The sequence below is a fragment of the Streptomyces avidinii genome (assembly GCF_045161815.1).
Lineage (GTDB): Bacteria > Actinomycetota > Actinomycetes > Streptomycetales > Streptomycetaceae > Streptomyces > Streptomyces avidinii.
The window spans coordinates 8188603-8210539 of the sequence record NZ_CP108863.1 but is presented as its reverse complement, the minus strand read 5'-3'; the positions used below and the strand labels follow the sequence as shown (position 1 = coordinate 8210539).

Below are 21937 nucleotides of genomic sequence, written 5' to 3'. Positions count from 1 at the left end.
CGACCGCGTACCGCGTACCGCCTTCGTTGACCGGGAGAGAAGATGACCATCAAGGACATCGGGCCGGAACCTCAAAGCTTCGACCTTGAGAAGGCGACGCTTGAAAACACGGACTATCGCGCCGTCGCCTGGTCTGGGAAGTATCTTCAGTTGACCCTCATGTCGATCCCGGTGGGTGAGGACATCGGCTTGGAAGCACACCCGGAGACTGACCAATTCCTACGACTCGACGCAGGCCGGGGCCGCGTCCAGATGGGCCGCGCGAAGGATCGACTCGACTTCGACCAGGAGGTCGAGGATGGTTGGGCAATCTTCGTACCCGCCGGAACTTGGCACAACGTCACCAACATCGGTGACGAGACCCTGCGGCTCTACGCCGTATACGCACCGGTCCACCACGCGTCGGGCAAGATCCACGCGACAGCCGCCGACGCGGAGCGCGACGAGGACTCAGGCGACGACGAGCCGGCAAGCTGGTCGGCCCAGCCTGACCAACAGCCATCGGACGAGCACGCCTGACCACCGAGGGCTTATCGCGACAGTAGTTCCTCGCCCAGAGGCGAGCCGGGAGAATCACGCTCCTCCCCTCCGCCCGTACACCCATCTGGCCCCACGGCACGCGACGTCCCGCTCGACCTCTGAAGGCATGGACGTACCTCTGCGGCAGTCAGCGACCGGCTCGGTGCTCGATCTGTCCGCAAAGTGCGGAGCCCGCGTTCCTCCGCAACGGGCGTCGGCCTGCTTACAGCCTCGACCGTTCGTTCCCCAGTGCAAAAGCGTTCCAAGAAGGCCGATGCAACGCTGTCCCCGTCCGAGCTGGACGACGAGATGGCCAAGGCCGCACGTTCTTGCCCCGGGTGCCGCAGCTGTCACCGCCTACCCGATGCTCCTGTAGATCCAGATGCCGAGGAACAGCCCCAGCCGTGGGCCGGCATGCAGGTGACGTCAGGCTGTTTCAGTATGGAAGTCGGGTCGGACGTGTCGCTGTCCACGGAGGTGAGTGCGATGACGCTTCCCGCGTGGCGCCGGACCGGTGGCCCGGTGGAGCCGGACCCGTTCTTCGGCCGCACGCACCAGTTCTTCGGCGCGCCACGGGCGCGGCACACGCCGCTCCAGCCGATGCGGGTACCAGGCCACGCTCCCCTCGGCGGTGAAGAGCGAGGACGTCGGTACGGCTCCGGCCGACGATGCGCTCACGGTCACCGCTCCCAAGGCGCAAGCAGCCACGGCACGGGGCGGGAAACGGCCTCTGTGCATCTGTCCGATAGGACAGCGGGCATTGCCAGGCCCCACGCGTCCAACGGTCGGCACCGTGGTCAGGAGCCGAAACTGTTCCTGGCAGCGGCCGGGATCGGGATCGACCGCAGCGCGTGGGAACAGGCCCCGATTTCCTCAGTCTGCAGTGAGCGGGGCCGTGCCCAGCGGACGGTGCGCCGGGAAAGGGTCAGCGCGGCCACCTGGGTACCGCGATGAGGACGGCCGCGACGCCGGAACCCACCACAGCCAGGAGTACCGACGGCGCAGGGGGATCGGAGAGGGCGGCCAAGCCGTCGATCCTCACCTTGACGATGAATCCTGCGGTCGATCTCTGCTGGGAGGTCGGGCACCTGGAGGACATCGGCAAGAACCGCGCCCGGGTCAGGTCGGTGGCCGCCGGGGGCGGAGGCATCAACGTCGCCCGTCATGTCGTGCGGCTCGGAGGACGAGCCACCGCCGTCCACACCGCCGGAGGCGAGGTCGGCCTGCGCCTGAACCGGCTGCTGGACGAAGAGGGCGTCGACCACGTCGCCGTCGACATCGACGACGACACCCGCGAAGCACTCGTGCTGTTCGAGGCCGAATCGAGCCGCGGCTACCACATCGTGCCACCCGGGCCGCACCTGCACGACCACGAGGGGCGGCGATCCCTGGATGCGCTGGTGCAGGCCGTCGGCAACTGCCCGTACGTCGTGGCCAGCGGCAGCCTGCCCGGCAGCTTGCCCGACGACTTCTACGCGGTCGCCGCCCGCCGCATCAGGGAAGCCGGATCCCGACTGGTCCTGGACACCTCCGGGCCGGCGCTGCGCAGCGCACTCGCGGAGGGCGTGTTCCTGCTCAGGTGCAACCGGACCGAGGCCGAGAGCCTGACCGGCCGGCCGGTCCGCGGCTTCGACGACGCCCGGGCCCTCAACGAGCACCTGCTCACGACAGGGGCCGCCGAGATCGCCGTCACCACCCTCGGAGAGCTGGGCGCACTGTGCTCGACCGGCCACGGCCACACCGAGCTCTACGCGCCGCCGCTGCCCGGCGAGCCCCTGAGCGACGCCGGGGCGGGAGACAGCATGGTCGCCGCCCTCATCACACAGCTGGCCGCCGGTGAGGATCCCGTCAGCGCCTGCGCGCTGGGGGTGGCCGCAGCCGCCGCAGCGATGCTCACCCCCAGCACCGAGCCCTTCGACCTGGACGTGGCCCGATCCCTCCGCTCCCAGGTGAGGACCAGGTCCCAGACCGATGCTCGGCGCCGGGGCGTTTGACCCTGCCCACCCCCTGCCGTTCGGTCGGCCCCCCACCACATTGCGTACCCCGTGCCCACAAGCCGACCCTGCCCCGTCACCGCGTCGGGGCGGGGCGCTGCCGGTGGTGCTGAGCCACGCCAGTGCCGACCTCGTGATGCGAGCGGGCCCGCGGTTGGGAAGACTGGAAGCATGGCGACCAAGGCAGTGCTTGAGGGCGGCCCGGACGATCTGCCCGAGCGGATCGTTCCGATCTCCGACCCCGGACAAGACCTGAAGATTCCACACCGCGGCGGGTACGAGCATTTCAAGAACACGTCGCGGCACCAGGACAGCCCGGAGGGACAACTGGCGGTCTACGAGTGGTGGGAACGGACAGAGATCGCCGAATGAAACGGACGGTCGAAGACGCTCGGCCTGTACCTCACCACGGCGGCCGGGATGCGCGGGCCGATACCGCTTGGTGGACTGGATCGCCGGCCTCGATCCAGTCCACCCGTTCCCCAACGGCTTCCGTCCTCCTGGTACTTCGCGACCGGCTTCCAGCCGCTACCGCTCAAACGAATGGCGCGAAGGCAACGCCGCCGCTCTTGCTCTTGCGGAGCGAAGAGCGCAGGCGAGGGCGGGTACGGTTGCCGGGAGGGCGCCGTCCCGCTGGAGATCACGGGCAGCGGACGCCAGTAGGGTCAGCCGGTATAACCGTCGCTCGTTCCGTTGCCCTGTTCGCCGTGGCCGCCCTCTTCGAGATCGGCGGAGCCTGGCTGCTGTGGCAGGGCATCCGCGAGCACAAGGGCTGGGTCTGGATCGGTGCCGGCGTCATCGCACTGGGCCTGTACGGGGTGGTGGCCACCTTCCAGTCCGACGACAACTTCGGCCGGATCCTCGCCGCCTACGGCGGGATCTTCGTCGCCGGGTCCATCGCCTGGGGCGTAGTCGCCGACGGGTATCGCCCCGATCGCTACGACGTCATCGGCGCCCTGGTCTGCCTCGCCGGCATGGCTGTGATCATGTACGCACCCCGCGGGAACTGATCTGCCGGAACCACGTTGCAGTTGCGTCGGTGCGCCGCGTCGAGCTCGTTCTGCAGGGGCGAGGGCGGCACGACGAGTACGGGGCAGGCCGTGCGCGCCAGGCAGTAGCGGGCCACCGACGGCCGCAGGGGGCGGCGCAACGGGGTACGTGAGCCGGTGCCTACGACCAAGAGGTCGTCCACGCCACGGGCGGTGTCCACCAAGACGGCGCCGGGAGTGCCCCGTACGGTGAGGCCCGCGAGGGCGACTCCGGGATTCGCCGCACGGAACGCCGTGTCGAGTACCTCGCGGAGTCTTTCGACGGCAGCGGTACGGCATTCCGCCAGGGCGGAGGGGCTGAGGCCGTTCCGGCTGCCGAGTTCACCGCCCGGTGATTGCCACGCCAGGACGACCCGCAGCTCCGCATCCCGTACACGGGCCTCTGCGGCTGCCCTGTGCAGGGCGGCCGGACTCCCCAGGGTGCCGGTCACGCCGACCACGACTCTTCGCACGACCTGTTCCCTCTCCTCGCCGTCCAGTCACCGGTCCCGAGGGAAAGGCCATGAGGCACGGCGGAGCCATGTCCTTCACGGACTTCTGGCGGAGAGGTCCACAACCCTGACGCCCTGCTGATGGACTCCAGGTCCTGCCGTCAGTGATGCGTATGGAGTGGGCCGGTGGCCGTATGGGTCCCGTTACGGGGTGGCCGCCGGGGCGCTGGGGCGGGGATAGCTTCGGTTGCACGTCCCGGACCGCCTCCCCACGCCGGGGCGTGACCTGTCACTCGTGGTTCCCCGAGGAGGGCCCCATGTGCTTGTTCCAGTACGACGAATCCGACTCCGAGCCCGAGGAACAGAGCCCGGCCGGGCCTCTGTACGTGCCCGCCCGGCCGGGAGGAGCGCACGTCGTCGTGCGGCTGTTCCGCCCCCCACTGGGAGCCCGTACCGCCGTCGGTTTCACCAGCCCGGAACGGCTGGCCGCCACGCTCGGTACGGCCCAGCCCTGGATCCGGCTCTCCGAGGCCGCACTCCGTGCGATGGCCCGGCCGCTCGGCGCGTCCCTGCTGACCGTGGACCCGGCCCTCACCGCGCCCCCGGTCACTGCGGCGGGCGCCGGACCCGCCGGAGCCCCGCTCACGCGGGCATCCGAGACGACGGCCCGCACAACCTGAAGGGGAGCAGATCATGACCGTCGCCGTTCTCCCTGAGATGCCCGCCGCTGCCGGTGAGCTGTCCGTATGGCCCGCGTCCACGAGGCCGCTCCCGCACGGTGGCCTGGCCGTCGGCGGAGTTCCCCTCACCGAGATCGCCGAGCGGTTCGCCACCCCCGTCTACGTGCTGGACGAGGGCGAGGTGCGCGGGCGCTGCCGGACGTATCGCGACGCCTTCCCCGACGCGGACGTGCTGTACGCGGCCAAGGCGTTCCTGTCCCGCGCAATGGTCCGATGGGTCCAGGAGGAGGGGCTGGGCCTGGGCATGTGCTCGGCCGGGGAGTTGGAGCTCGCTGTCACCACCGGTTTCCCGCCCGAGCGCATCGTGCTGCACGGAAACGCCAAGTCCCCGCACGACCTGGAGGCCGCCCTGCGCCTCGGTGTGGGACGGATCGTCATCGAGCCCGTCCGAGATCGCCAGGATCGCAGCTGCCGTCGGCCCAGGCGGCCGCCAGAAGGTGATGGTGCGGGTGGTCCCGGGCGTCTCGGCCGGCGGCCACGACAAGATCCGAACCGGAAGGGAGGACCAGAAGATCGGGCTCTCCCTCACCGACGGCGGCGCACAGCACGCCGTCACCCGGATCCTGGGCCAGCCGCGGCTCGAACTGACCGGCTTGCACTGCCACATCGGATCCCAGATATCCGAGGTGAAGCCCTACCTGGTCGCCCTGCGCCGCATGATCGGGCTCATGGCCCGCATCCGTGACACCCACGGCCTGGTCCTGCCCGAGCTGGACATGGGCGGCGGCCACGGCATCGCCTACCGGCCCGGCGAACCCGCCCTCGACCTCACCGCGCTCGCCCGGCGGATGCGTACCGAACTCGTCGACGGCTGCGCCGCCGCCGGACTGCCCGTGCCCCGGCTCGCCGTCGAACCCGGACGGGACGTCGTGGGCCCCGCCGGAGTCGCCCTCTACCGGGTGCTCACCGTCAAGCACACCGGCGAGAACGTGTTCGTCGCCGTCGACGGCGGATGAGCGACAACCCGCGCCCCGCCCTGTACGGGGTTCGGTACGCACCCCGGCTCGTCGGCCGCCACTCGACGGCCGGGCCCCGTACGGCCACCGTCGTCGGGCGGCACTGCGAGGCGGGCGACATCCTCGCCTCCGACGTCCAACTGCCGGGCGACATCCACCCCGGCGACCTGCTCGCCGTACCAGTGGCCGGTGCCTACCAGCTGTCCATGGCCTCCGGCTACAACCTGGTCGGCCGCCCCGCCGTCGTAGCCGTCCACGAGGACACGGCCCGGCTCCTCGTACGGCGCGAAACCCTGGAGGACCACCGGCGCCGGGACATCGGCGCCTAAGGCCACGTCAGGGCACGTTCGCCGCCGCTTGGGATTCTCCATATCGTCACGGTGAGATACAGGATGGCGGCAGGTACGGCAGCCGGGCGGATCGTCAGTCCTGACGACCGCCCGGTGCCCGCAGCAGCCTCTCCAGCTCCGTTCCGGCCTCTTCATATCCGGCGTCGGATATCCGTTGCAGCTCGCGCAGGTCACCGGCCGCGGCCGCGCGTCGCGTGAGCAGCATTCCGGCGTGCCGGGATCCCTCGTCCAACAGGTCGCTCAGCTCCGCGACGTCGCCTGCCGCGTCCGCGAGATCGGCCAGCCGGTCCAGCGCGGTCTCGTTGCCCTCGTCGGCCAGGTCGCGAAGGGTCTCCCGATCGGGGTTCGTGTTCTCCATGACGCCATGCTGCAACCCTGCCCCTGGGGCAAGGTCAAGTGGGACGATGACGAGGTGATCACCATCGGACAGCTGGCCGGCTACATCGGAGTGTCGATCAAGACCGTCCGCGTCTACCACGACAAGGGGTTGCTCCCCGAGCCCGACCGCGACGCGTCCGGCTACCGGCGGTACGGCGCGAACGACGCTGTCGACCTGATCAAGATCCGGACACTGGCAGAAGCCGGTGTCCCCCTCGCTCGTATCCGGTATCTGAGAGCGGCGGGCGAGGAGGAATTCCGGCAGGCGCTGGGCGAGATCGACGTCGAACTCGACGCCCGCATCCGCAGCCTGCAGGACACTCAGGAGCGCCTGCGCCGGCTCGCCGCCGGGCGTCTGGTGCCACTGCCCGGCGAGGCCTTCGCCCATCTGGAGGATCTGGCCCGATGGGGATTCACGCCTCGATGGGTGGACCTGCAACGCGACTTGTGGATCCTCGTGTTCGCCACCCACCCGGACCGTGCGACCACCCTGTTTCACGAGCAGGCCGAGATCTTGGCCGACCCGACTCTACGGCGGCTCTTCCTGGGCTACGACCACGCACACGACCTCGACGCCGACGACCCGCGGCTCGTGGACCTCGCCCGCAGGATCGCCGAGGCGAATCGGGAGCGCTACGGGCCCGACGAACGGCCCGGGCTGGATACGGGCTCTGAGATCCCCGCCCTCATCCAGAGCCGGGTCAACGCTTCGTCCCCGGCATGGGAGCGGCTCGACTCCCTCATTCGCGCCCGACTGGACGCATGACGTGAGCGCCCCCGGAGCGGCCTGCGAGGTGTGTCCCTCCTCGGACCCGTCGCGATTCCCGACGCGCACGTGAGCCCCTGCCAGATCGAGCGCGGCCAAGGACCCTGCTCACTGTCCAGCCGGCGCCGCGGACGCGATCCGCGCAGGCCGGCAACCACAGCTCGGCCGCGGCGGCCGTACGCGACCTCTCCCGTCACCGGCCGGTGGTCACACCTCCCAGGTGACCGGGAGGCTCTTCACCCCGTAGATGTCCGCGGTCTCCGGGCGCAGGGCGACGTCTTCGGCCGGTACGGCCAGGCGCAGCGTGGGAAAGCGCTTGAGCAGCGCGGAGAACGCGACCCGCATCTCGACACGGGCCAGCTGCGCGCCCAGGCACAGGTGGATGCCGTGGCCGAAGGCCAGGTGCCCGCCGGCGTCCCTCCCGAGGTCGAGCGTGTGGGGATCCGGGTACCGCTCGGGGTCGCGGTTGGCGGTGTTGTACGACAGGATGACCGTCGTGCCGGCCTCGATGGTCTGGCCGCCCACCTCGACGTCCTCCAGCGCCGTCCGCATGAACGACTTGGCGACGCTCAGATACCGGAGCAGCTCCTCGACGGCCTGGTCGATGAGCGCGGGATCGGCGCGCAGCGCCGCCAGTTGCTCCGGGTTCTGCAGCAGCGCGAAGGTCCCGAGGGACAGCATGTTGGCAGTGGTGTCGAATCCGGCCGCCAGCAGGATCAGGCTGATCCCCTGCAGCTCCTCATCGGTCAGGTCGCCGTCGGTGAGTTCGCTGAGCACGTCGTCGGTGGGGTTCGCGCGCTTGGCGGCCACCAGGTCCGCGAGGTAGTTCTGGGTCGCGGTGTAGGCCGCCATCAGCTCCTCGTCGCCCGTCTCCCCGTTCATGAATTTGTCGATCTGTTCCTGGAAGGAGGCCCGGTCCTCGTACGGCACCCCCAGCAGCTCACAGATGATGATGGTGGGGATGGGCTTGGCGAACACGGTCACCAGGTCCGCCGACGGCCCCGCCTTCTCCATGGCGTCCAGGCAGTCGGTGGTGATCTGCTCGATGCGCTCGGTGAGCAGTCGCATCCGCCGCGCGGTGAACTTGCCCACCAGCGGCTTCCGGTAGCGGCTGTGCTGGGGGTCATCCATGAGGAGGAACTCGCCGGGCGGCGCCGGAGGGATCTCGAAGTCGACCACGTTCAGGAGGTCCTTGCGCGAGCTGAACCGCGGGTCGGCCAGGACCGACCGGACCAGGTCGTATCCGGTGATCATCCAGCCGGGCTTCCCGCCGGGGTGGGTGTAGCGGCTGATGGGACCGTGCCGGCGGGCGTCGATCAGCTCTGCCGGCGGGTCGAAGGGACAGCCGGACTGACGCTCCGTCGGCAGCGCCGTAACCGTGTGGACCGATTCATCCATGACCATTCCTCACCTCGCGATAGTGCGTGTTTGATACAACTCGAAAGCTACGTTGCATTCAGGATTGCTGCAATCCACTGGAACGCATAAGTGCAGGTGAAGAGTGCCAAATTGATGCAATGACGCTGCGCTCGAATGCAATGGTGCGTTGCACTGAGTGGCGGCGAAGGCAATACTGGCGGCATGCCTGGAGGACGGTTGACCCAACAGGAACGCCAGCGCATCGCGGCCGGACTCACCGGCAAGCTCTCCTACGCCGAGATCGCCAGGCGACTCGACCGGCCGACCTCGACGATCAGCCGGGAGATCGCACGCAACGGCGGTCCCGGCGGCTACCGGCCCCAGCAAGCGCAGCTGGCTACGGTCCAGCGGGCGCAGCGCGGCACACCAGCACCCCCACGCGCGGCCGAAGCGCCCGGCGGAACGATGGAAGAGGAGATCATCGAGCTGGCGGTCAGATCGGGACTGCCGAGGATGACAGCACGCGTGCACGTCGACCTGTTGCTGTCCGAGGACGGCAGGCGCACAGCAGCCGAGCTGACCCGCAGACTGAAGGTCAGCCCGGCCTCCGTCTCCGTAGCCGTGAACTTCCTGGTCGAGCATGGGTATGTCCGGCGCGAGCGCGATCCGCAGAGGCGTCGCGACATCTACGTGGTCGACGACGACGCCTGGTACCACTCGATCGTGATCAGCTCGCGGCAGACGCTCGAGGCAGCGCAGGCCTCGACGGCCGCGGCGCAGACGTACGGGCCCGAGAGCCCCGTGGGTCAGCGGCTGGCCAAGGTGGGCGCGTTCCTGGAACAGGTCAGCCTGGACATGCTGGAGTCGGCCGACCGATGCCGCCGCCTCCTGGCGTGACGGGTCCCAGCGGGACCGTCTGGTCCGCCGGCGGACCAGTTCCTGCCGAACGTCACCGAACCATGCCATCTGGCCGGCCGGCACCGCAGCGGCACGGCGGGTACCTCTGGTTCCCCGCTGGCGTCGACAACATGACCCCTGAGACGCTCGTCCGCCCTCCCGCGGTTGGCAACGGTCCACTAGGCACTGTTTCTCGGATCTCCTGACCTGAGAGGGGTGTTGGGGTCAGGCTGTCCGTATGGGGCGTGGGGATCTGACGAACGCAGAGTGGGACCGGCTGGAGTCGTTCCTGCCTCCTGGCGGTGCCCGTGGGGGCCGGTGGAGTGATCACCACCGGGTGATCAACGGGGTGCTCTACCGGGTTCGGACGGGCGTGCAGTGGAGGGATCTGCCGGAGCGGTTCGGGCCGTGGGAGACCGTCTACAAACGTCATCGCCGCTGGTCAGCCGATGGAACGTGGACGATGTTGTTGTCTCGGATCCAGGCGGCCGAGGACGCCGCGGGCCGGATCGACTGGGACGTGTCGGTGGACTCGACAGCAGTGCGGGCCCACCAGCACGCCGCCGGCGCGAGGAGGACACCGGCGGCCGCCGTTCCTCAAAAGGGGCACGTTCGGGGGACGAACCAGGTCGATCCGGTGTTGCGGAAACTGGTGATCCGACTCGAGGAAGTGGTCAGATCGGCGAGTGTCTGGGACGCTCCCGCGGCGGCCTCCGTGCCGCAGCGACCCTGCCGACAAGATCAGGCCCTGGCCCCTGACACGTGCGGTGAACTGGGAAGACGCCGGACAAGTTCGAGCCCGTTCGATGCCCGGACGTTAAACGGCAAGCTTACGGGTAGGGGCCGAGCCGGGCGCAGGCCTGCTCGATCAACGCACGGTCCACGCGTACGTACCGGCCTCGCCCGGCCAGGGCGTAGACGTGGGAGGTGATCTTCGCCCAGATACGGAAGTTGCCCCGCGCCACCGTGGCATCCGCCCACGCCACATCCGCCGGATCGGCGCCTTCCCACACGTCATGGAACATCGCCAGCGTCTCCTGGAGCCGCTCCTGATCGAGCCCGGGGACCTGGTGCCAGGTCAGCACCCGCGACCGCAGCGCGGGCGCCCTGGCGATGACCCGCTCCGCGCCCGCCCCGCACAGCAGCAACGCCGCTGCCGTACCCGGCTCGTCCCACAGCAGCCGCAGATAGTCCAGCAGCGGCGGAGACAAGCGTTGCGCGTCATCGAGGAACAGCACCCCAGGCGGGCGCAGTGCCTCCCCCAGCGCGCGGTCCGCCGGCTGCGCGCGGTCCGCCGGCTGCGCGCGGTGCAACAAAGACCCTGTCGCAAGCCCCAACGCGTCCAGCAGGGAAGCGCGCATCTGCGGCAGGCCCCGGCTTCACCCCCACCACCGCCCGCCACACCGGCACCCGGGCGGGCAGCAGATGTAACGCCTGCTGCACCGCCACCGTCTTCCCCACCCCCGGCTCCCCGAACACACACCCAATCCCCCGCGCCGCCACCGTGTGCACGACCACCTCCACCACACCAGACACGGCGACCGTCGACACCACACGCGCACCCGGCACGAACAAACGCACCCCACCCCGCGAGGACGCCACGTCCTCCTCGCCGTCCTTGTCTGCCCCGGGCCCTGGCGGGGCCGCCGGGTCCGCATCGACCACCGGCCGGGCCGCGCCAGCGTCCAGTGCAGCTGTGGCTCCCCTCCGACCCCAAGGAAGCAGCCGACCGTGTCATCCGAGGAGTGATCATGCAGAACCACGGCCACCTGGCGTCCGACAGACCGGGCGTACTCCTCGCTGTGTCGCTCCCGGTAGTAGCTGGCTCCGGAGTACTCGAACGGGGCGCTCGCCTGGGGGATGAGGAACGCTCCCGCGCGGGCCACAGTCGACGCCACGTCGATGGCGTGGAACTCCAACCGGCTGCCTCGATAACGGGGGCCCGATCCCGCGCGCTGCACCTGGGGGCTCCGCGCCTGGGGCGGGGCTGCCACTAACGTCTAGACTGCCTGGTCCCGGCACTGAGCTGACGCCGCCCGAAACCCCCGTCCTCGGGCGGCGTCAGCTCAGTGCCGGGAACGCGAGAGGCCCCCAGTCGTCGGCGGGGGCTCCGCTTTCCCGTCCCCTGACCGACCCTCCGGCGCCCACTCTGCCAAGCCCCGGAACACCGCGCATTGGCCCGGCGTGCACAGTGTCTTGACGGAGAGTCGCCCCGCCGCCCGCGCCCCGGGCCCCGGCTCTTGTTGCGCGAGCCGCCACGGCCGGTGTAAACCCGTGATCATGCTGCCCGAGAGAACGTTCCGCAGCGCGGAACTAGCGCCCGCCGACCGTTTCGAGAGCTGGCGGGCCCTGATGTCGGAGACGCATGCGCCCATGGAGATGCGCAGTGAGCACGCCGCAGACTTCTGGGTGAACCAGCGCGTCATCTCGCTCGGCGGGATCACGGTCTATCCGATGGAATGCCGTCCCCTGACCTTCCAGCGCACACCGAAGCTGATAGCGAGGTCGGACCCCGAGGCATTCCACCTCTCGCTGATCAAACGCGGGGCGGGAGCGGTAACTCTGGGCAAGGACACCGTGGTGCACGGTGCGTTCGACATCCACACCAGTGACACGTCACGGCCGTTCGAGATCAGTTCCGGCCCGCATTCCGTCGAGATCATCGGGGTCGAGGTACCCAAGGCGCTGCTGCCGCTGCCCCCGCACACCGCTGGCCGGGTCATCGGCAAGCGCATCTCGGCCCGGGAGGGAATGGGGGCCCTGGTGGCCACCTTCCTCGACCAGGTGACCAAGGACAGCCGGTCCTACCGGCCGGCCGAGGGCCCGCGCCTGAGCGGCGTACTGGCCGATCTCGTCGCCTCGCTCTTCGCCGGCGTCCTCGAAGCGGACCGGTCCTTGACCCCGGAGACGCACCGGCGCGCCCTGGCGCTCCGCGTGATGGCCTTCATCCGGGACAACGCCGACGATCCGCTGCTGGACGTCCCCGCGATCGCCGCCGCCCACCACATCTCCGTCAGCTATCTCCACCGGGTGTTCCAGCAGGAGGGGGACGGGGCGACGGCCGCGGCCTTCCTTCAGGGCCAGCGGCTCTCGCGGGCACGCCACGACCTGGCGGACCCGCTGCACCAGGAGGTGCCCGTGCACGTCATCGGCGCCCGGCGGGGCTTCCGGCACGCGTCCGCGTTCAGCCGGGCGTTCCGCGAGGCCTACGGCCTGCCGCCCGCGGCCTTTCGCGGGCAGGCCCGGGCGGAAGACCTGGCCGGGACGCACGCCTCCTAGTGGGGCGGGGGTGCCCCGGCCCGCTCCCAGCCGCTGGGCTGGCCGCCACCGTGTGCAGGGCGGTCTCTCATCGTCCGTCGACGTGGCAGTTCTGCCTGACCGCGGTGTAAGGCCACCGTAGAAGCTGCTCGCCTCGAGCTGCAAAAGGTCGAAGGAGATGAAGTAGGTCGGCCACCGGGCGGCCAGGGCCGGGGCGCTGCGGGCGCGGGCAGCTGCGCTGCAACGCCTGGAAAGACAGCCGGCCGACCGCGGGGTCCCAGACGACGAGCTCGCCGTCGAGGGCCAGGCCGCCGGGGCGCTGCCCGGCGGCCGCCACCAGGTCCGACCACCGCGGTCCTGGACCAGCGCCCCTCGCGGGCCTTCTGTCGTTGACCATTCCCGCCGACCACACCACGTCCTAGACTGCGACCGCTCCAAAACCTGGCGATCATCAGGAGGGCGCGCAAGATGAACCGAGCACTGATCAGCACATTTGCGGCCGTGACGTTAGTTGTGTCCGGGGGAAATGCCGCCACCGCTTCCGACGGCGCTCCGCCACGCACCACGCACGGCCCTTGCCAGTACACACAGACCCCGGACGAGCCGCCCGCGCGTCATGTTCCGCTGCCGCCTGACCCGCGGCGCACCCCTAGCCGTGGCACGGTTGACATGGCTGTTCCGACCAGCCAGGGTCCGCTCCCGCTGCGTTTGGACCAGGCCAAGGCGCCGTGCACGGTCCAGAGTTTCCTGCACCTGGCACGGCATGGGTTCTACGACCGGACGGTATGCCACCGTCTGACGGCGTATCCGACGCTGAAGGTCCTGCAGTGCGGCGACCCGACCGGTACAGGTGAGGGAGGGCCCGGGTACAAGTACAAGGACGAGCTGCCGGTGGATTTGCCACCCGCACCGACCGATCCGACCGGCGGGCGCCGCCTGTACGGGCGCGGCCTGCTGGCGATGGCCAACGCCGGTCCGGACACGAACGGCTCACAGTTCTTCGTCGTCTACGGCGACTCCGCACTACGTCCGAACTACACGGTGTTCGGCACGGTCGGCCCCGACGGCCTGGCAACACTCGACAAAACCGCCGTCGGAGGAATCCAGCCGACCGCGGAGGACCCGGCACCGGTCGACGGCACACCCGTGCTGCGGACCGAGCTGCTCCGCGTCCGGCCGGCCTGCTGGCATTGACTCCCCGCGGCCCGCGCCGAAGCCGCGGCCGCTGCGGTGGCGTCTGTCCGGGGGCAGGTGGGGGTGGAGCGGGAGCGGGCCGCCATCGGGGAGACCCACGGCGGGGACGCGGGCGCGGGCTACGCGGTCAGCGGCGTGGTCAGGGCGTGGAGGGTCGCGTCCACGAGGCGGCCCACCAGGGCCGTGCCCGTGGCCTGCTTCCAAGAGGTGTCGGCCGTCAGGCGGTTCAGGTGCTGGGCGACGGTGTGTGTGCTGTCGCTCTCGCGGATGTTCTGCATGCGGGCGGCCGGCAGGGGCCACTGGCGTGAGCCGACCAGGAGGCCCGCTTCCTGCTCCGGCAGGATGTCCTGGACCAGCGACACCATCTGGGAGTTCGTGGCCGGGTGCACCTTCAGCTGGTGCAGGGCGCGAGCCCGGTCGCCGAGGTCGAGGTCGCGGGGGACGTCCAGCCCTTCGGTCAGGGGGCCCCAGGAGCGCTTCACGTCCGTGCTCGCGGGCGCAGCCCACGGATCGGCGGCCTCCCCGCACCCGCGGCGCAGCAGGAGCGGCGGGTGCGGGCGTGGCGGCCGGAACGGGCGCGGGAGCGGGGACCCGGCGGGCAGGCGCGGCCCACGGGGGCCCGAAACGGCTCCGGCAGCAGCGCTCTTCGCCCGCGTGCCCTGGCATCGTGGTTCGGTGCGGCCGGTCCGGACGGCCGCCGCGGCGGATGAGCCGGTGGCGCTCCTACGCGGGCATGTCAGGGGCGTGTGCTCTTGGCCGCAGGGCGGCGGCGGCCGCGGCGGGTCTTGCCCCAGGGTTTGTGGATCGACAGTGCCGTCGCCGTGACCAGCAGCCCCAGGGAGATGCTCATGGTGATCACCAGCTGCAGGCTGAGGGATTCAGGGGCCGTGCCAACCTCTGCCTGTTCGCGCAGCCAGTGCTGGAGAAAGAAGTGGCCGTTCAGCATCAGGGCAATGGTGATGACGAGCTTGGCCACGATCCAGTAGTGCTTCAGCAGGCTCCACTGCGTCGCCATCGCGAGGAGCAGGCCGGTCAGCAGAGTCATCCAGGCATGCCGACGATCAGTTCGATCCCGAGGATCTCCATGACGACACGGGTCGCGCGGATGAGCCCGGCGTCGTCGGTGGCGAGGCCGACCACGCCGAGGAGGAGCTGGGCGATCTCGACTCCCACCCAGCCGACTGCCGCCGTCACGTGGAGGGTGAGGATCGCCTTGCGCCATCGCTGGGGCAGGCGGCGAACCCTTCCCGCGGCGGGTGCCGGGCGGGCTGCCGGATCGGGGGCTGCGCCCTGTGCCGCCGCACTGCCCGCGTTCGCGACGGTCCCGGGGTGCTTCCTGCTCGCGGTCTGCGTCATGTGTCATGCCTCCGGTCGTCGTCCGGGCCGCCGGCGAGGACGACGCGGTGCGAGCCATGGGTGGGTAATTGGTTGCCGGGCCCGGTGAAACTGCGGTTCTCACGTACGGCTGGCGATACGCCGAGCGCCAGGAACGCCAGTGCGGGGGCTGTCGTGAGGCCCGCGCTCACCGCGGCCGCGGTGGCCGGGGTGGCGAAGGTGAGGCCGGCCGCGGCCGCGGCGGTGACCAGCGCGGTGACGGCGCCGTACGCGGCAACGGTGACGCGGATCAGGCGTAGCCGCTCCGCCTCCGGCCGTCGGGTACGGCTCAGAACCCAGGCCAGGGAGGGCAGCAGCAGGACGGCGTGCATGGTGACGGCATGGGCGGGGCGCAGGAAGCCCGCCGACCGGTAGGCCTCGGCCGCGCGGCCCGCGCCCTCCAGCGTGAGCCCGTAGGCGATCATCACCGCTCCGGCCGCCATGGAGCCGGTGAGCGCCACCAGTCCGGCGCGCAGCGCGAGCCGCATGCTGGGGGAGAGGGCGGGGCTGGGGCGCAGCGCGGCGACGGTGAGTGCGACGACGACCGCGATGAGGGTGACGCCGCCGGCCGCGAGGGCGCGAGTGACCAAGGTGTCGAACGTGGTCTCGGTATTGAAGTGCGAGGGGACACCGCGCCACGCCTGCAGGGTGATCAGACCGGTCTCCAGCAGGGACGCCGAGATGAACGCGCCCAGGAGGAGGGTGCGGGTACGCGCGGCCAGCGGGAGCAGCCGGCAGATCCAGGTGACGGTCAGCACGCTGATGCCGAAGGACAGCCCGAAGGTGATCGGCTTCCGCCAGGAGACGGGACCGTCCCATGGGCCGCCGGAGAGTACGAGGACGACCGTGTGGAAGGCGGCGGACGCGAGCAGCAGAAGCCCCGCGCCGACAGGAATCTGCCAGGCCGAGCGCGATCGTCCGGGCCAGGTGGCGGTGTGGCGTTCGTCCGCGGTCATGCGTTCGTCCGCGGTGCGGTGGGGCGCGAGCGGAACAGTGCGAACGCGGCCCACACCAGCCATGCCGTGCCGCCGAAGCGGACGACGGGCAGCAGGTAGCCGAAGTCGAGGGCGAGGAGCGTGAGGGTGGCGGCCAGTCCGGCGGCGGCGATGACCAGACCGGTGGTGGCGCAGGCCCGCGGCAGGAGCCCGCTCTCGCGGGCTGCCAGGCAGGTGCCCGCCGCCAGGAGAGCGAAGGACACGGCGTATCCGACACCGCCGGCGAGGAAGGACAGGTCTGCCACGGCGCGGGCCAGGGCTGCAGGTGCGTCTTCCGGAAGTCGGCCGAGGGTCCAGGTGAGCGCGGCGCTGGAGGCCAGCGCGCCACTGGCCAGCAGCCCGCCGGCGAGGGCGGTCGCCGCCGCGGCGCCCTGGTCCCCTCCCCGCTGCACCAGCCGGGCCAGGGTGGCGGCGACGGACACCAGCAGCACGGCGGTGACGAGCAGCAGAGAGGCGCCCAGGTCGATCGCCATGCCGTGGTCGCGTACGTGGCGCAGGATGTCGTGGCCGGAGGCGTCGGGCTGCGGGGTGGCGCGGTTGATGACGACGTACGCGGCGGTGAGTGCGGCGTAGGAGAGCGAAACGGTGAGCAGCGCAACGGTGCCGCGCGGGCGCAGGGCCGAGCCCCGGAGCGAGGCCGCGTGGGACCCATGTGCTGTTGCGAGCATGGCATCTCCTGGATCATCGGTGAAGGGATTCGGTGTGGGACCCGGCGGGCGGTGCTGGGTGTGCGGCCCCGGTGCGTGACAGTCAGAATGCGGCTGCGGTCGCGCCACGGTCGTCCCGCAGCGGGAGGCGGTTCGGCTACTCCCTGGGGAGTAGCCGAACCGCGGTGTCTCACAACGGGGCGGGTACGGTGCCGGGGGGCGCGGGTCAGGCAGGATCCGGATGAGACTGCCTGGCGGCCGACGCACCGGCGGGCCGCCGATCCCGGGACGCCCGCTCGTCGGCATCCGCCAGCCAGAACCAGACCGGCGGGAAGACCAGCTCGATCACGGTCAGTGCCGCCTGGAACCAGTGCGGCCACCCGTGCACCGCCAGGGACAGCAGCCGCCCCACGCCGCCCAGCAGGAACACCGCCGCGAGCCACCGCACCGCCTTCGCCGGGACGGGGTCCTGCCGGGCCGCCCACAGCCAGGCCAGCCCGTACCCGACGAAGATCGCGCCGAAGAACCGGCCCAGGCTGTCCAGAGTGGGGCCGGCGTCAGCCTCGCCCGGAACCGCGGCATTGCCGCCGATCACGTGGAACAGCCCGATCGCCGTGCAGGCGAGGCCCATCACCCATGCGAATACCCGGAGTGCCTTGGCCATGACTCAACCCCCCTTAGTTGACGCATGTCTACTTAGCTCCAGGGTAGCCCTCTTTAATAGACGCGTGTCAAGTAGTAGTCTGAATGCGTGCCGCCCCGCCGACGCCTGACCCCCGCCGACCGCCGTGCCCAGCTGCTCGCCGTCGGCACCCGGCTCTTCTCCGCCGCGCCGTACGACGACGTGCTGATGGAGGACGTCGCCCGGGAGGCCGGCGTGTCCCGCGCCCTGCTGTACCAGCACTTCCCGAGCAAGCACGCCCTCTTCGCGGCGGTCTACCAGCAGGCGAGCGACCGGCTGCTGGAGGCGACCAAGTTCGACCCCGGCGCCACGCTCGTCGAGCAGCTCACCCAGGGCCTGGACGCCCACCTCGACTACTTCATCCCCAACCGCCACGCCGTCCTGGCCGCGAACCGGGTACTGGCGGGCGACCCTGTCATCCAGACGATCATGACGGACGAACTCGACGCCCTGCGCTCACGCCTGCTCGGTGTGCTTCCGCTCGCCGACGCACGCACGCACGCCGCGGTCTCCGCGGTACTGAAGGCCTGGCTCGTGTTCGTCCAGGTGCTGTGCGTGGACTGGCTCACGCTCGAGACCTGCACCCGCACCGAGCTGCGGGACACCTGCATCGGCGCGGCGGTCGGCGCCCTGCGCCCCCTGCTCTCCGAGGACCCCGCCCCGGACTGGCCATCCGCCCTGCCCGCCTGAACCGGCCCGAGCGGGCCTGGTGCCCACAGAAAGCGCCTTCCACTTGGACCGACTGAGCCCCTCGGCAAGGTTCATCGTCCCAGCCCAGGAGGCACTTTCGCGTTCCCGGCCAGCAACCCCCAGCCGCACCTCGACGTCTTTCCCGTCGTAGGGCACCTCCAGCAGTACAAGGCGCGGGAAGGGACAGCGGCGAGGATATCGCGGCGAGCGCCGCTTCCCGCTCGGGGTGGCGGGGTACGTTCGTGGAGTGGCGAGGCGCCGGCCCCGAATCATGGGATTCCTCCCGCTGACCCCACACCCCTCCCCGGCCGGACAGCCATCGGGAGGCCCGCATCCTGGTGAGTGAGTGAGTGAGCATCGGTGCCCGGCCCGGTGAGTGAGGAATCCCGTAGTCACCGCTAACCTCGCCGTTTCACTGGGCGTGACATCGGACGCTGGCCCGCCACCCAACGCCGGAACTGGGACCGGCTCAACGACGAACAGCAGCGCCGACTCGACGAACTCAGCGTGAAGAAAGCCCCACGCACCCGCAAGACGACCGCGAAGCCGGCCACGGCGCATGGGCCGCGCGCGAGCGGCGAAGCTGGGGTGGACGGTGGCTGGCAGCCGCACTAGGCCTACCTCACCCAGCTCCTCGCCGAAGGCGCACGCCTGACGGCCGTCGTGCCGGGGGTGACCCGGCACGACGAGGAACATGCGCAGCCGGCAAGCGGCACTCCCGCTCGAGCAGCGGAAACAGCTGACAGACCTCGGCCTCCTCGACTGAGACTCGATCGTCCAGGAGATCGAGCCATCCCCGCGGACGCGGAGTCGACTTCCACAGGTCCTGGTGCCGGGTGAACAGGTTCGAGCCATCCCCGCGGGCACGGGGTCGACGCGAAGAAGACCGGGGAGACGGTCGCCTGGTCGCCCTCGACGGGGGCGGCCGGGTCCTGGGGTGGGCCGCCGTCGCGCCGGTGATGTCCAGGAAATCGGAGGCGCCACTACCCGCGCGTCTCATACCCTCGGCCCGCACCGACCCGTCGAATATCACCAAGGACTTTGTGAATCACTCCGATCTCCTCGCCAAGGCCCCTTCGCTCGCGGCCGGCATGGCCGCCGCCGATCACAGCCCGGACATCCAGCTGTCCCAGACTCGTCACCGCGCCGCGCTCGTGGCGAGCTGGCACATTGAGCCAGGCTCAACCGTCCTCGAGCTGGGCTGCGGCCAGGGTGACATGACCGCCGTCCTTGCAGAGGCGGTTGGGCCCCAAGGGTGCGTGGTGGCCGTTGACGTGGCCGCACCCTCCTACGGGGCGCCGGTCACGCTCGGAGAATCGGCAGCCCGGCTAGCGGCGGGCCCTCTCGGGCCACGCATCGACTTCCGCTTCGGCACCGACGTCCTCGACCCATCAGTCGACTTCCCCGAAAGCACCTTCGACCATGTGGTGCTCGCACATTGCTCCTGGTACTTCACATCACTCGGACAACTGCGAGACACGCTGGCCCGGGTACGGCCGTGGGCGCGGCGACTGTGGTTCACCGAGTGGGACTTGACGCCTGCCTCCGACGACCAGTTGGCGCACCTGCTCGCCGTGCTGATCCAGGGGCAGACCGAGGCCGCAGGATCGCATGGCCAGGGCAACGTCCGCACACCTTTCTCCCGTGAGGGCCTGCTGCGGCTCCTGCCTGAGGCCGGCTGGACGGCCGACGGCAGCAATCCGGTCAATACCGAAGAACTTCAGGACGGCGACTGGGAAATCGCTGCTTGCCTCGACCTGGTGGGAAGGGATGAGCGTCTGGCCGCGCTGCCCGAGCCGGTGCGACAGCTCGTCCTGAGCCAGGCCGACGTTCTCCGGGCCATTGCCCAGCCGCACGGCAACCGCGCGCTCGCCGCGTATTCAGTCACCGCGCGCTGACATACGACCCCAGCGGCTGGCCCGGTCAGAGTTCCCTACGTTGTTCTGCGGGACCGGGCGAGCCCTTCGTATGGTTGGCCCACCCAGGGGCGTCGGGTGTGGCTTTCAAAGTTCTGCCGTCTGTGGCTCTCACTGATTGGCCGCCCGACGCCCCACGACGACTCGACTGCCAATTAGGAATTGCGAATGATCGCTCCGTAGGGAATCGACAGCGAGGTCGTCCGTCGGGAAGCACCAGCACACCCCCACCGCACGGAGGCACCATGGCCGCGATCTGGGCCGGCATCGACGAAGGCAAGACCCATCACCACTGCGTCGCGATCGACGAGAGCGGCCACCGGCTGCTGTCACGACGCGTCGCCAACGACGAGCCCGAACTCCTCGAACTCCTCACCGACGTCCTGGCCCTGGGCGACAAGGTGACCTGGGGCATCGACCTGGCCGACGGCGGAGCCGCCCTGGTCATCACGATCCTCCTCAACCACGACCAGCCGGTGAACTACATCTCCGGCCGGACCATCCACCGCGCCTCCGAGAGCTACCGCGGCGAGGGCAAGACCGATGCCAAGGACGCCGCAGTCATCGCCGACCAGGTCCGCATCCGGCGTGACCTGAACCCCTTACGCGCCGGCGACGACACCGCCATCGACCTCAAGATCCTCGCCGGTCGCCGTATGGACCTGGTCACCGACCGCACCCGCACCGTCAACCGGCTCCGGGCCCAGTTCTCCGGAATCTTCCCCGGCCTGGAACGGGCCTTGGATCTCCCTAACACGGGCCCGCTGACGCTGCTGACCGGCTACCAGACCCCGGCTGGCATCCGCCGGCTCGGCACCAAGCGCCTGGAGACCTGGCTCCGGAACCGCAAGGTTCTCCGCGCCGACCAGCTCGCCGAAACGGCAGTCCAGGCCGCCGAACGCCAGCACACCAGCCTGCCCGGCGAGCCCTCGGGCGCGATACCGGCGCTCATCTCCCCATGGTCGCCACCACCGACACCCCACTTCGGTGCCGCAGCTCGCCCAGCAGTGCGGGCCGTCGCCCGGAGGGGGCGACGGCCCGTGCAGTCCCGTCACGCAGGACCCCGGCATCGCGCGGAGCCTGCGGGTAGTGGGTGTTAGCGGCGGCGGACCCAGGTTTCGGTGTCGACGGTGCGGCCGCGGTCGTCGCGCAGGGCGGCGGTGTCGGCACGGTTGTCCCAGACGTAGTCGCGGCGGTCCTGGAAGAGGTCGGTGCGGGTGTCGCGGCCGTTGCCGGTGTCTCAGGGAGCTCGGCGAGCGTCTTCGCGGCCTGCGGGGACAGACGCACCGCCCACGGCTGACCGGTCACCGGCGGCGACCGAGGACGTCGCCCAGATCCACGAAGCCGGACTCGTCACGGCCGGAGTCCATGAAGGCGTCGACGGCCGGGGCCGCGCCCACGCGCAACTGCCAGGTGCGCACCACCTCGTGCAAAGAGCTGAGGCTGAACGCGTGGCGGGCGTCCTCCAGGGCCTTGGCCCGGTCCCGCTCGAAGGCCGACACCCACGTGTCCGCACGGCGGTCGGCGCGCAGCAGGGCACGGAGTTCGGCCGGTGCACCGGGCGCAGGAGCGTACGGCGGGACGGGTACGTGGTCGGCGGTTGAGCGCTCACGGGCTCCTCCAGGCAGGTTGTACCGCCACGGTAGCCGCCGCAACGGTGGTGGGAGGAGGGGTTCAGCCCTCACGGCCGGTGGAGACGCCGCCCTTACCTGTCCTGCGAGGTGAGTAGGGCCTGGGAGCCG

The 21937-nt window shown here is 70.5% G+C and carries 22 protein-coding genes and 4 pseudogenes; 14 read left to right on the top strand and 12 right to left on the bottom strand.

Going from position 1 to position 21937, the window contains the following annotated elements; translation table 11 throughout:
• Positions 1 to 42: 42 nt before the first annotated feature.
• The 4 genes from OG373_RS37185 to OG373_RS37170 all read left to right on the top strand — a co-directional run bounded on the left by OG373_RS37185 (position 43) and on the right by OG373_RS37170 (position 3523).
• Positions 43 to 519, top strand: a complete 477-nt coding sequence (locus tag OG373_RS37185) for a cupin domain-containing protein (RefSeq protein WP_405443155.1) — start codon at positions 43 to 45, stop codon at positions 517 to 519.
• 1043 nt (positions 520 to 1562) lie between these two features.
• Positions 1563 to 2513 (top strand): 1-phosphofructokinase family hexose kinase, encoded by a 951-nt coding sequence (locus OG373_RS37180; protein ID WP_405443153.1) that lies wholly within the window; start codon positions 1563 to 1565, stop codon positions 2511 to 2513.
• Between the two features lie 171 nt (positions 2514 to 2684).
• Positions 2685 to 2885, top strand: coding sequence for a DUF5988 family protein (locus OG373_RS37175; RefSeq protein ID WP_326586582.1), 201 nt, complete (start codon positions 2685 to 2687; stop codon positions 2883 to 2885).
• A gap of 302 nt (positions 2886 to 3187) precedes the next feature.
• Positions 3188 to 3523 carry a YnfA family protein gene (locus OG373_RS37170; protein WP_405444336.1) on the top strand — a complete coding sequence of 112 codons (336 nt, stop codon included), beginning with the start codon at positions 3188 to 3190 and terminating at the stop codon, positions 3521 to 3523.
• Here OG373_RS37170 and OG373_RS37165 read toward each other — a convergent pair.
• On the bottom strand, positions 3451 to 4014 hold the full coding sequence (locus tag OG373_RS37165) for a universal stress protein (protein ID WP_389122637.1): 564 nt from the start codon (positions 4012 to 4014) through the stop codon (positions 3451 to 3453). The genes OG373_RS37170 and OG373_RS37165 overlap by 73 nt on opposite strands.
• Before the next feature lie 296 nt (positions 4015 to 4310).
• Here OG373_RS37165 and OG373_RS37160 point away from each other — a divergent pair, with 296 nt between their 5' ends.
• Together OG373_RS37160 and lysA are read left to right on the top strand one after the other, a co-directional pair.
• Complete coding sequence (locus OG373_RS37160) at positions 4311 to 4673, top strand: SAV_915 family protein (RefSeq protein WP_405443151.1); 363 nt, start codon at positions 4311 to 4313, stop codon at positions 4671 to 4673.
• A 13-nt stretch (positions 4674 to 4686) separates the two neighbouring features.
• A pseudogene (gene lysA, locus OG373_RS37155) lies at positions 4687 to 6018 on the top strand (diaminopimelate decarboxylase).
• A 94-nt stretch (positions 6019 to 6112) separates the two neighbouring features.
• Here lysA and OG373_RS37150 read toward each other — a convergent pair.
• A complete protein-coding gene (locus tag OG373_RS37150; protein WP_389122631.1) occupies positions 6113 to 6397 on the bottom strand; it encodes a hypothetical protein in 285 nt (94 codons plus the stop codon).
• Between the two features lie 6 nt (positions 6398 to 6403).
• Here OG373_RS37150 and OG373_RS37145 point away from each other — a divergent pair, with 6 nt between their 5' ends.
• The gene (locus OG373_RS37145) at positions 6404 to 7183 is read left to right on the top strand and encodes a MerR family transcriptional regulator (RefSeq protein WP_405443148.1); all 780 of its coding nucleotides are present in this window, start codon (positions 6404 to 6406) and stop codon (positions 7181 to 7183) included.
• 207 nt (positions 7184 to 7390) lie between these two features.
• Here OG373_RS37145 and OG373_RS37140 read toward each other — a convergent pair whose 3' ends face one another.
• The gene (locus OG373_RS37140; protein WP_405443147.1) at positions 7391 to 8581 is read right to left on the bottom strand and encodes a cytochrome P450; all 1191 of its coding nucleotides are present in this window, start codon (positions 8579 to 8581) and stop codon (positions 7391 to 7393) included.
• A gap of 183 nt (positions 8582 to 8764) precedes the next feature.
• On the opposite strand from OG373_RS37140, the gene OG373_RS37135 reads away from it, so the two are divergent.
• Together OG373_RS37135 and OG373_RS37130 are read left to right on the top strand one after the other, a co-directional pair.
• Positions 8765 to 9439: a helix-turn-helix domain-containing protein gene (locus tag OG373_RS37135; RefSeq protein ID WP_405443145.1), complete on the top strand. Its 675-nt coding sequence runs from the start codon at positions 8765 to 8767 to the stop codon at positions 9437 to 9439.
• Positions 9440 to 9677: 238 nt separating this feature from the next.
• Positions 9678 to 10043: pseudogene (locus OG373_RS37130) on the top strand (IS5 family transposase); the annotation flags it as partial.
• A gap of 226 nt (positions 10044 to 10269) precedes the next feature.
• Here OG373_RS37130 and OG373_RS37125 read toward each other — a convergent pair.
• Complete coding sequence (locus OG373_RS37125; protein ID WP_405443144.1) at positions 10270 to 10752, bottom strand: hypothetical protein; 483 nt, start codon at positions 10750 to 10752, stop codon at positions 10270 to 10272.
• A 967-nt stretch (positions 10753 to 11719) separates the two neighbouring features.
• Here OG373_RS37125 and OG373_RS37120 point away from each other — a divergent pair.
• Positions 11720 to 12718, top strand: coding sequence for an AraC family transcriptional regulator (locus OG373_RS37120; protein WP_405443141.1), 999 nt, complete (start codon positions 11720 to 11722; stop codon positions 12716 to 12718).
• Between the two features lie 447 nt (positions 12719 to 13165).
• On the top strand, positions 13166 to 13891 hold the full coding sequence (locus OG373_RS37115; protein ID WP_405443139.1) for a peptidylprolyl isomerase: 726 nt from the start codon (positions 13166 to 13168) through the stop codon (positions 13889 to 13891).
• Between the two features lie 119 nt (positions 13892 to 14010).
• Here OG373_RS37115 and OG373_RS37110 read toward each other — a convergent pair whose 3' ends face one another.
• From OG373_RS37110 to OG373_RS37085, 6 genes are all read right to left on the bottom strand, one after another.
• Entirely contained in the window at positions 14011 to 14373 is a 363-nt protein-coding gene (locus OG373_RS37110; RefSeq protein WP_405443138.1) for a hypothetical protein, read from the bottom strand.
• 254 nt (positions 14374 to 14627) lie between these two features.
• The gene (locus OG373_RS37105) at positions 14628 to 14936 is read right to left on the bottom strand and encodes a hypothetical protein (protein WP_405443137.1); all 309 of its coding nucleotides are present in this window, start codon (positions 14934 to 14936) and stop codon (positions 14628 to 14630) included.
• Positions 14933 to 15247, bottom strand: coding sequence for a hypothetical protein (locus tag OG373_RS37100; RefSeq protein ID WP_405443135.1), 315 nt, complete (start codon positions 15245 to 15247; stop codon positions 14933 to 14935). The genes OG373_RS37105 and OG373_RS37100 overlap by 4 nt, the downstream gene beginning before the upstream one ends.
• Positions 15244 to 16221 carry a hypothetical protein gene (locus tag OG373_RS37095; protein WP_405443134.1) on the bottom strand — a complete coding sequence of 326 codons (978 nt, stop codon included), beginning with the start codon at positions 16219 to 16221 and terminating at the stop codon, positions 15244 to 15246. The genes OG373_RS37100 and OG373_RS37095 overlap by 4 nt, the downstream gene beginning before the upstream one ends.
• The gene (locus OG373_RS37090; RefSeq protein ID WP_405443132.1) at positions 16218 to 16928 is read right to left on the bottom strand and encodes a DUF4386 domain-containing protein; all 711 of its coding nucleotides are present in this window, start codon (positions 16926 to 16928) and stop codon (positions 16218 to 16220) included. Before OG373_RS37090 ends, OG373_RS37095 begins: the two co-directional genes overlap by 4 nt.
• A gap of 205 nt (positions 16929 to 17133) precedes the next feature.
• Positions 17134 to 17571, bottom strand: coding sequence for a DUF4345 domain-containing protein (locus tag OG373_RS37085; RefSeq protein WP_405443130.1), 438 nt, complete (start codon positions 17569 to 17571; stop codon positions 17134 to 17136).
• An 87-nt stretch (positions 17572 to 17658) separates the two neighbouring features.
• Between OG373_RS37085 and OG373_RS37080 the strand changes: the two genes are divergently transcribed.
• The 3 genes and pseudogenes from OG373_RS37080 to OG373_RS37070 form a co-directional block, all read left to right on the top strand.
• Complete coding sequence (locus tag OG373_RS37080; RefSeq protein WP_405443128.1) at positions 17659 to 18279, top strand: TetR/AcrR family transcriptional regulator; 621 nt, start codon at positions 17659 to 17661, stop codon at positions 18277 to 18279.
• 1043 nt (positions 18280 to 19322) lie between these two features.
• A complete protein-coding gene (locus OG373_RS37075) occupies positions 19323 to 20177 on the top strand; it encodes a class I SAM-dependent methyltransferase (protein WP_405443126.1) in 855 nt (284 codons plus the stop codon).
• 263 nt (positions 20178 to 20440) lie between these two features.
• Positions 20441 to 21121: pseudogene (locus OG373_RS37070) on the top strand (IS110 family transposase); the annotation flags it as partial.
• A gap of 170 nt (positions 21122 to 21291) precedes the next feature.
• On the opposite strand, the pseudogene OG373_RS37065 reads toward OG373_RS37070, so the two are convergent.
• Positions 21292 to 21432 (bottom strand): annotated as a pseudogene (locus OG373_RS37065) (lamin tail domain-containing protein); the annotation flags it as partial.
• A gap of 67 nt (positions 21433 to 21499) precedes the next feature.
• Positions 21500 to 21880 (bottom strand): DUF6247 family protein, encoded by a 381-nt coding sequence (locus OG373_RS37060; protein WP_405443124.1) that lies wholly within the window; start codon positions 21878 to 21880, stop codon positions 21500 to 21502.
• Positions 21881 to 21937 lie beyond the last annotated feature (57 nt).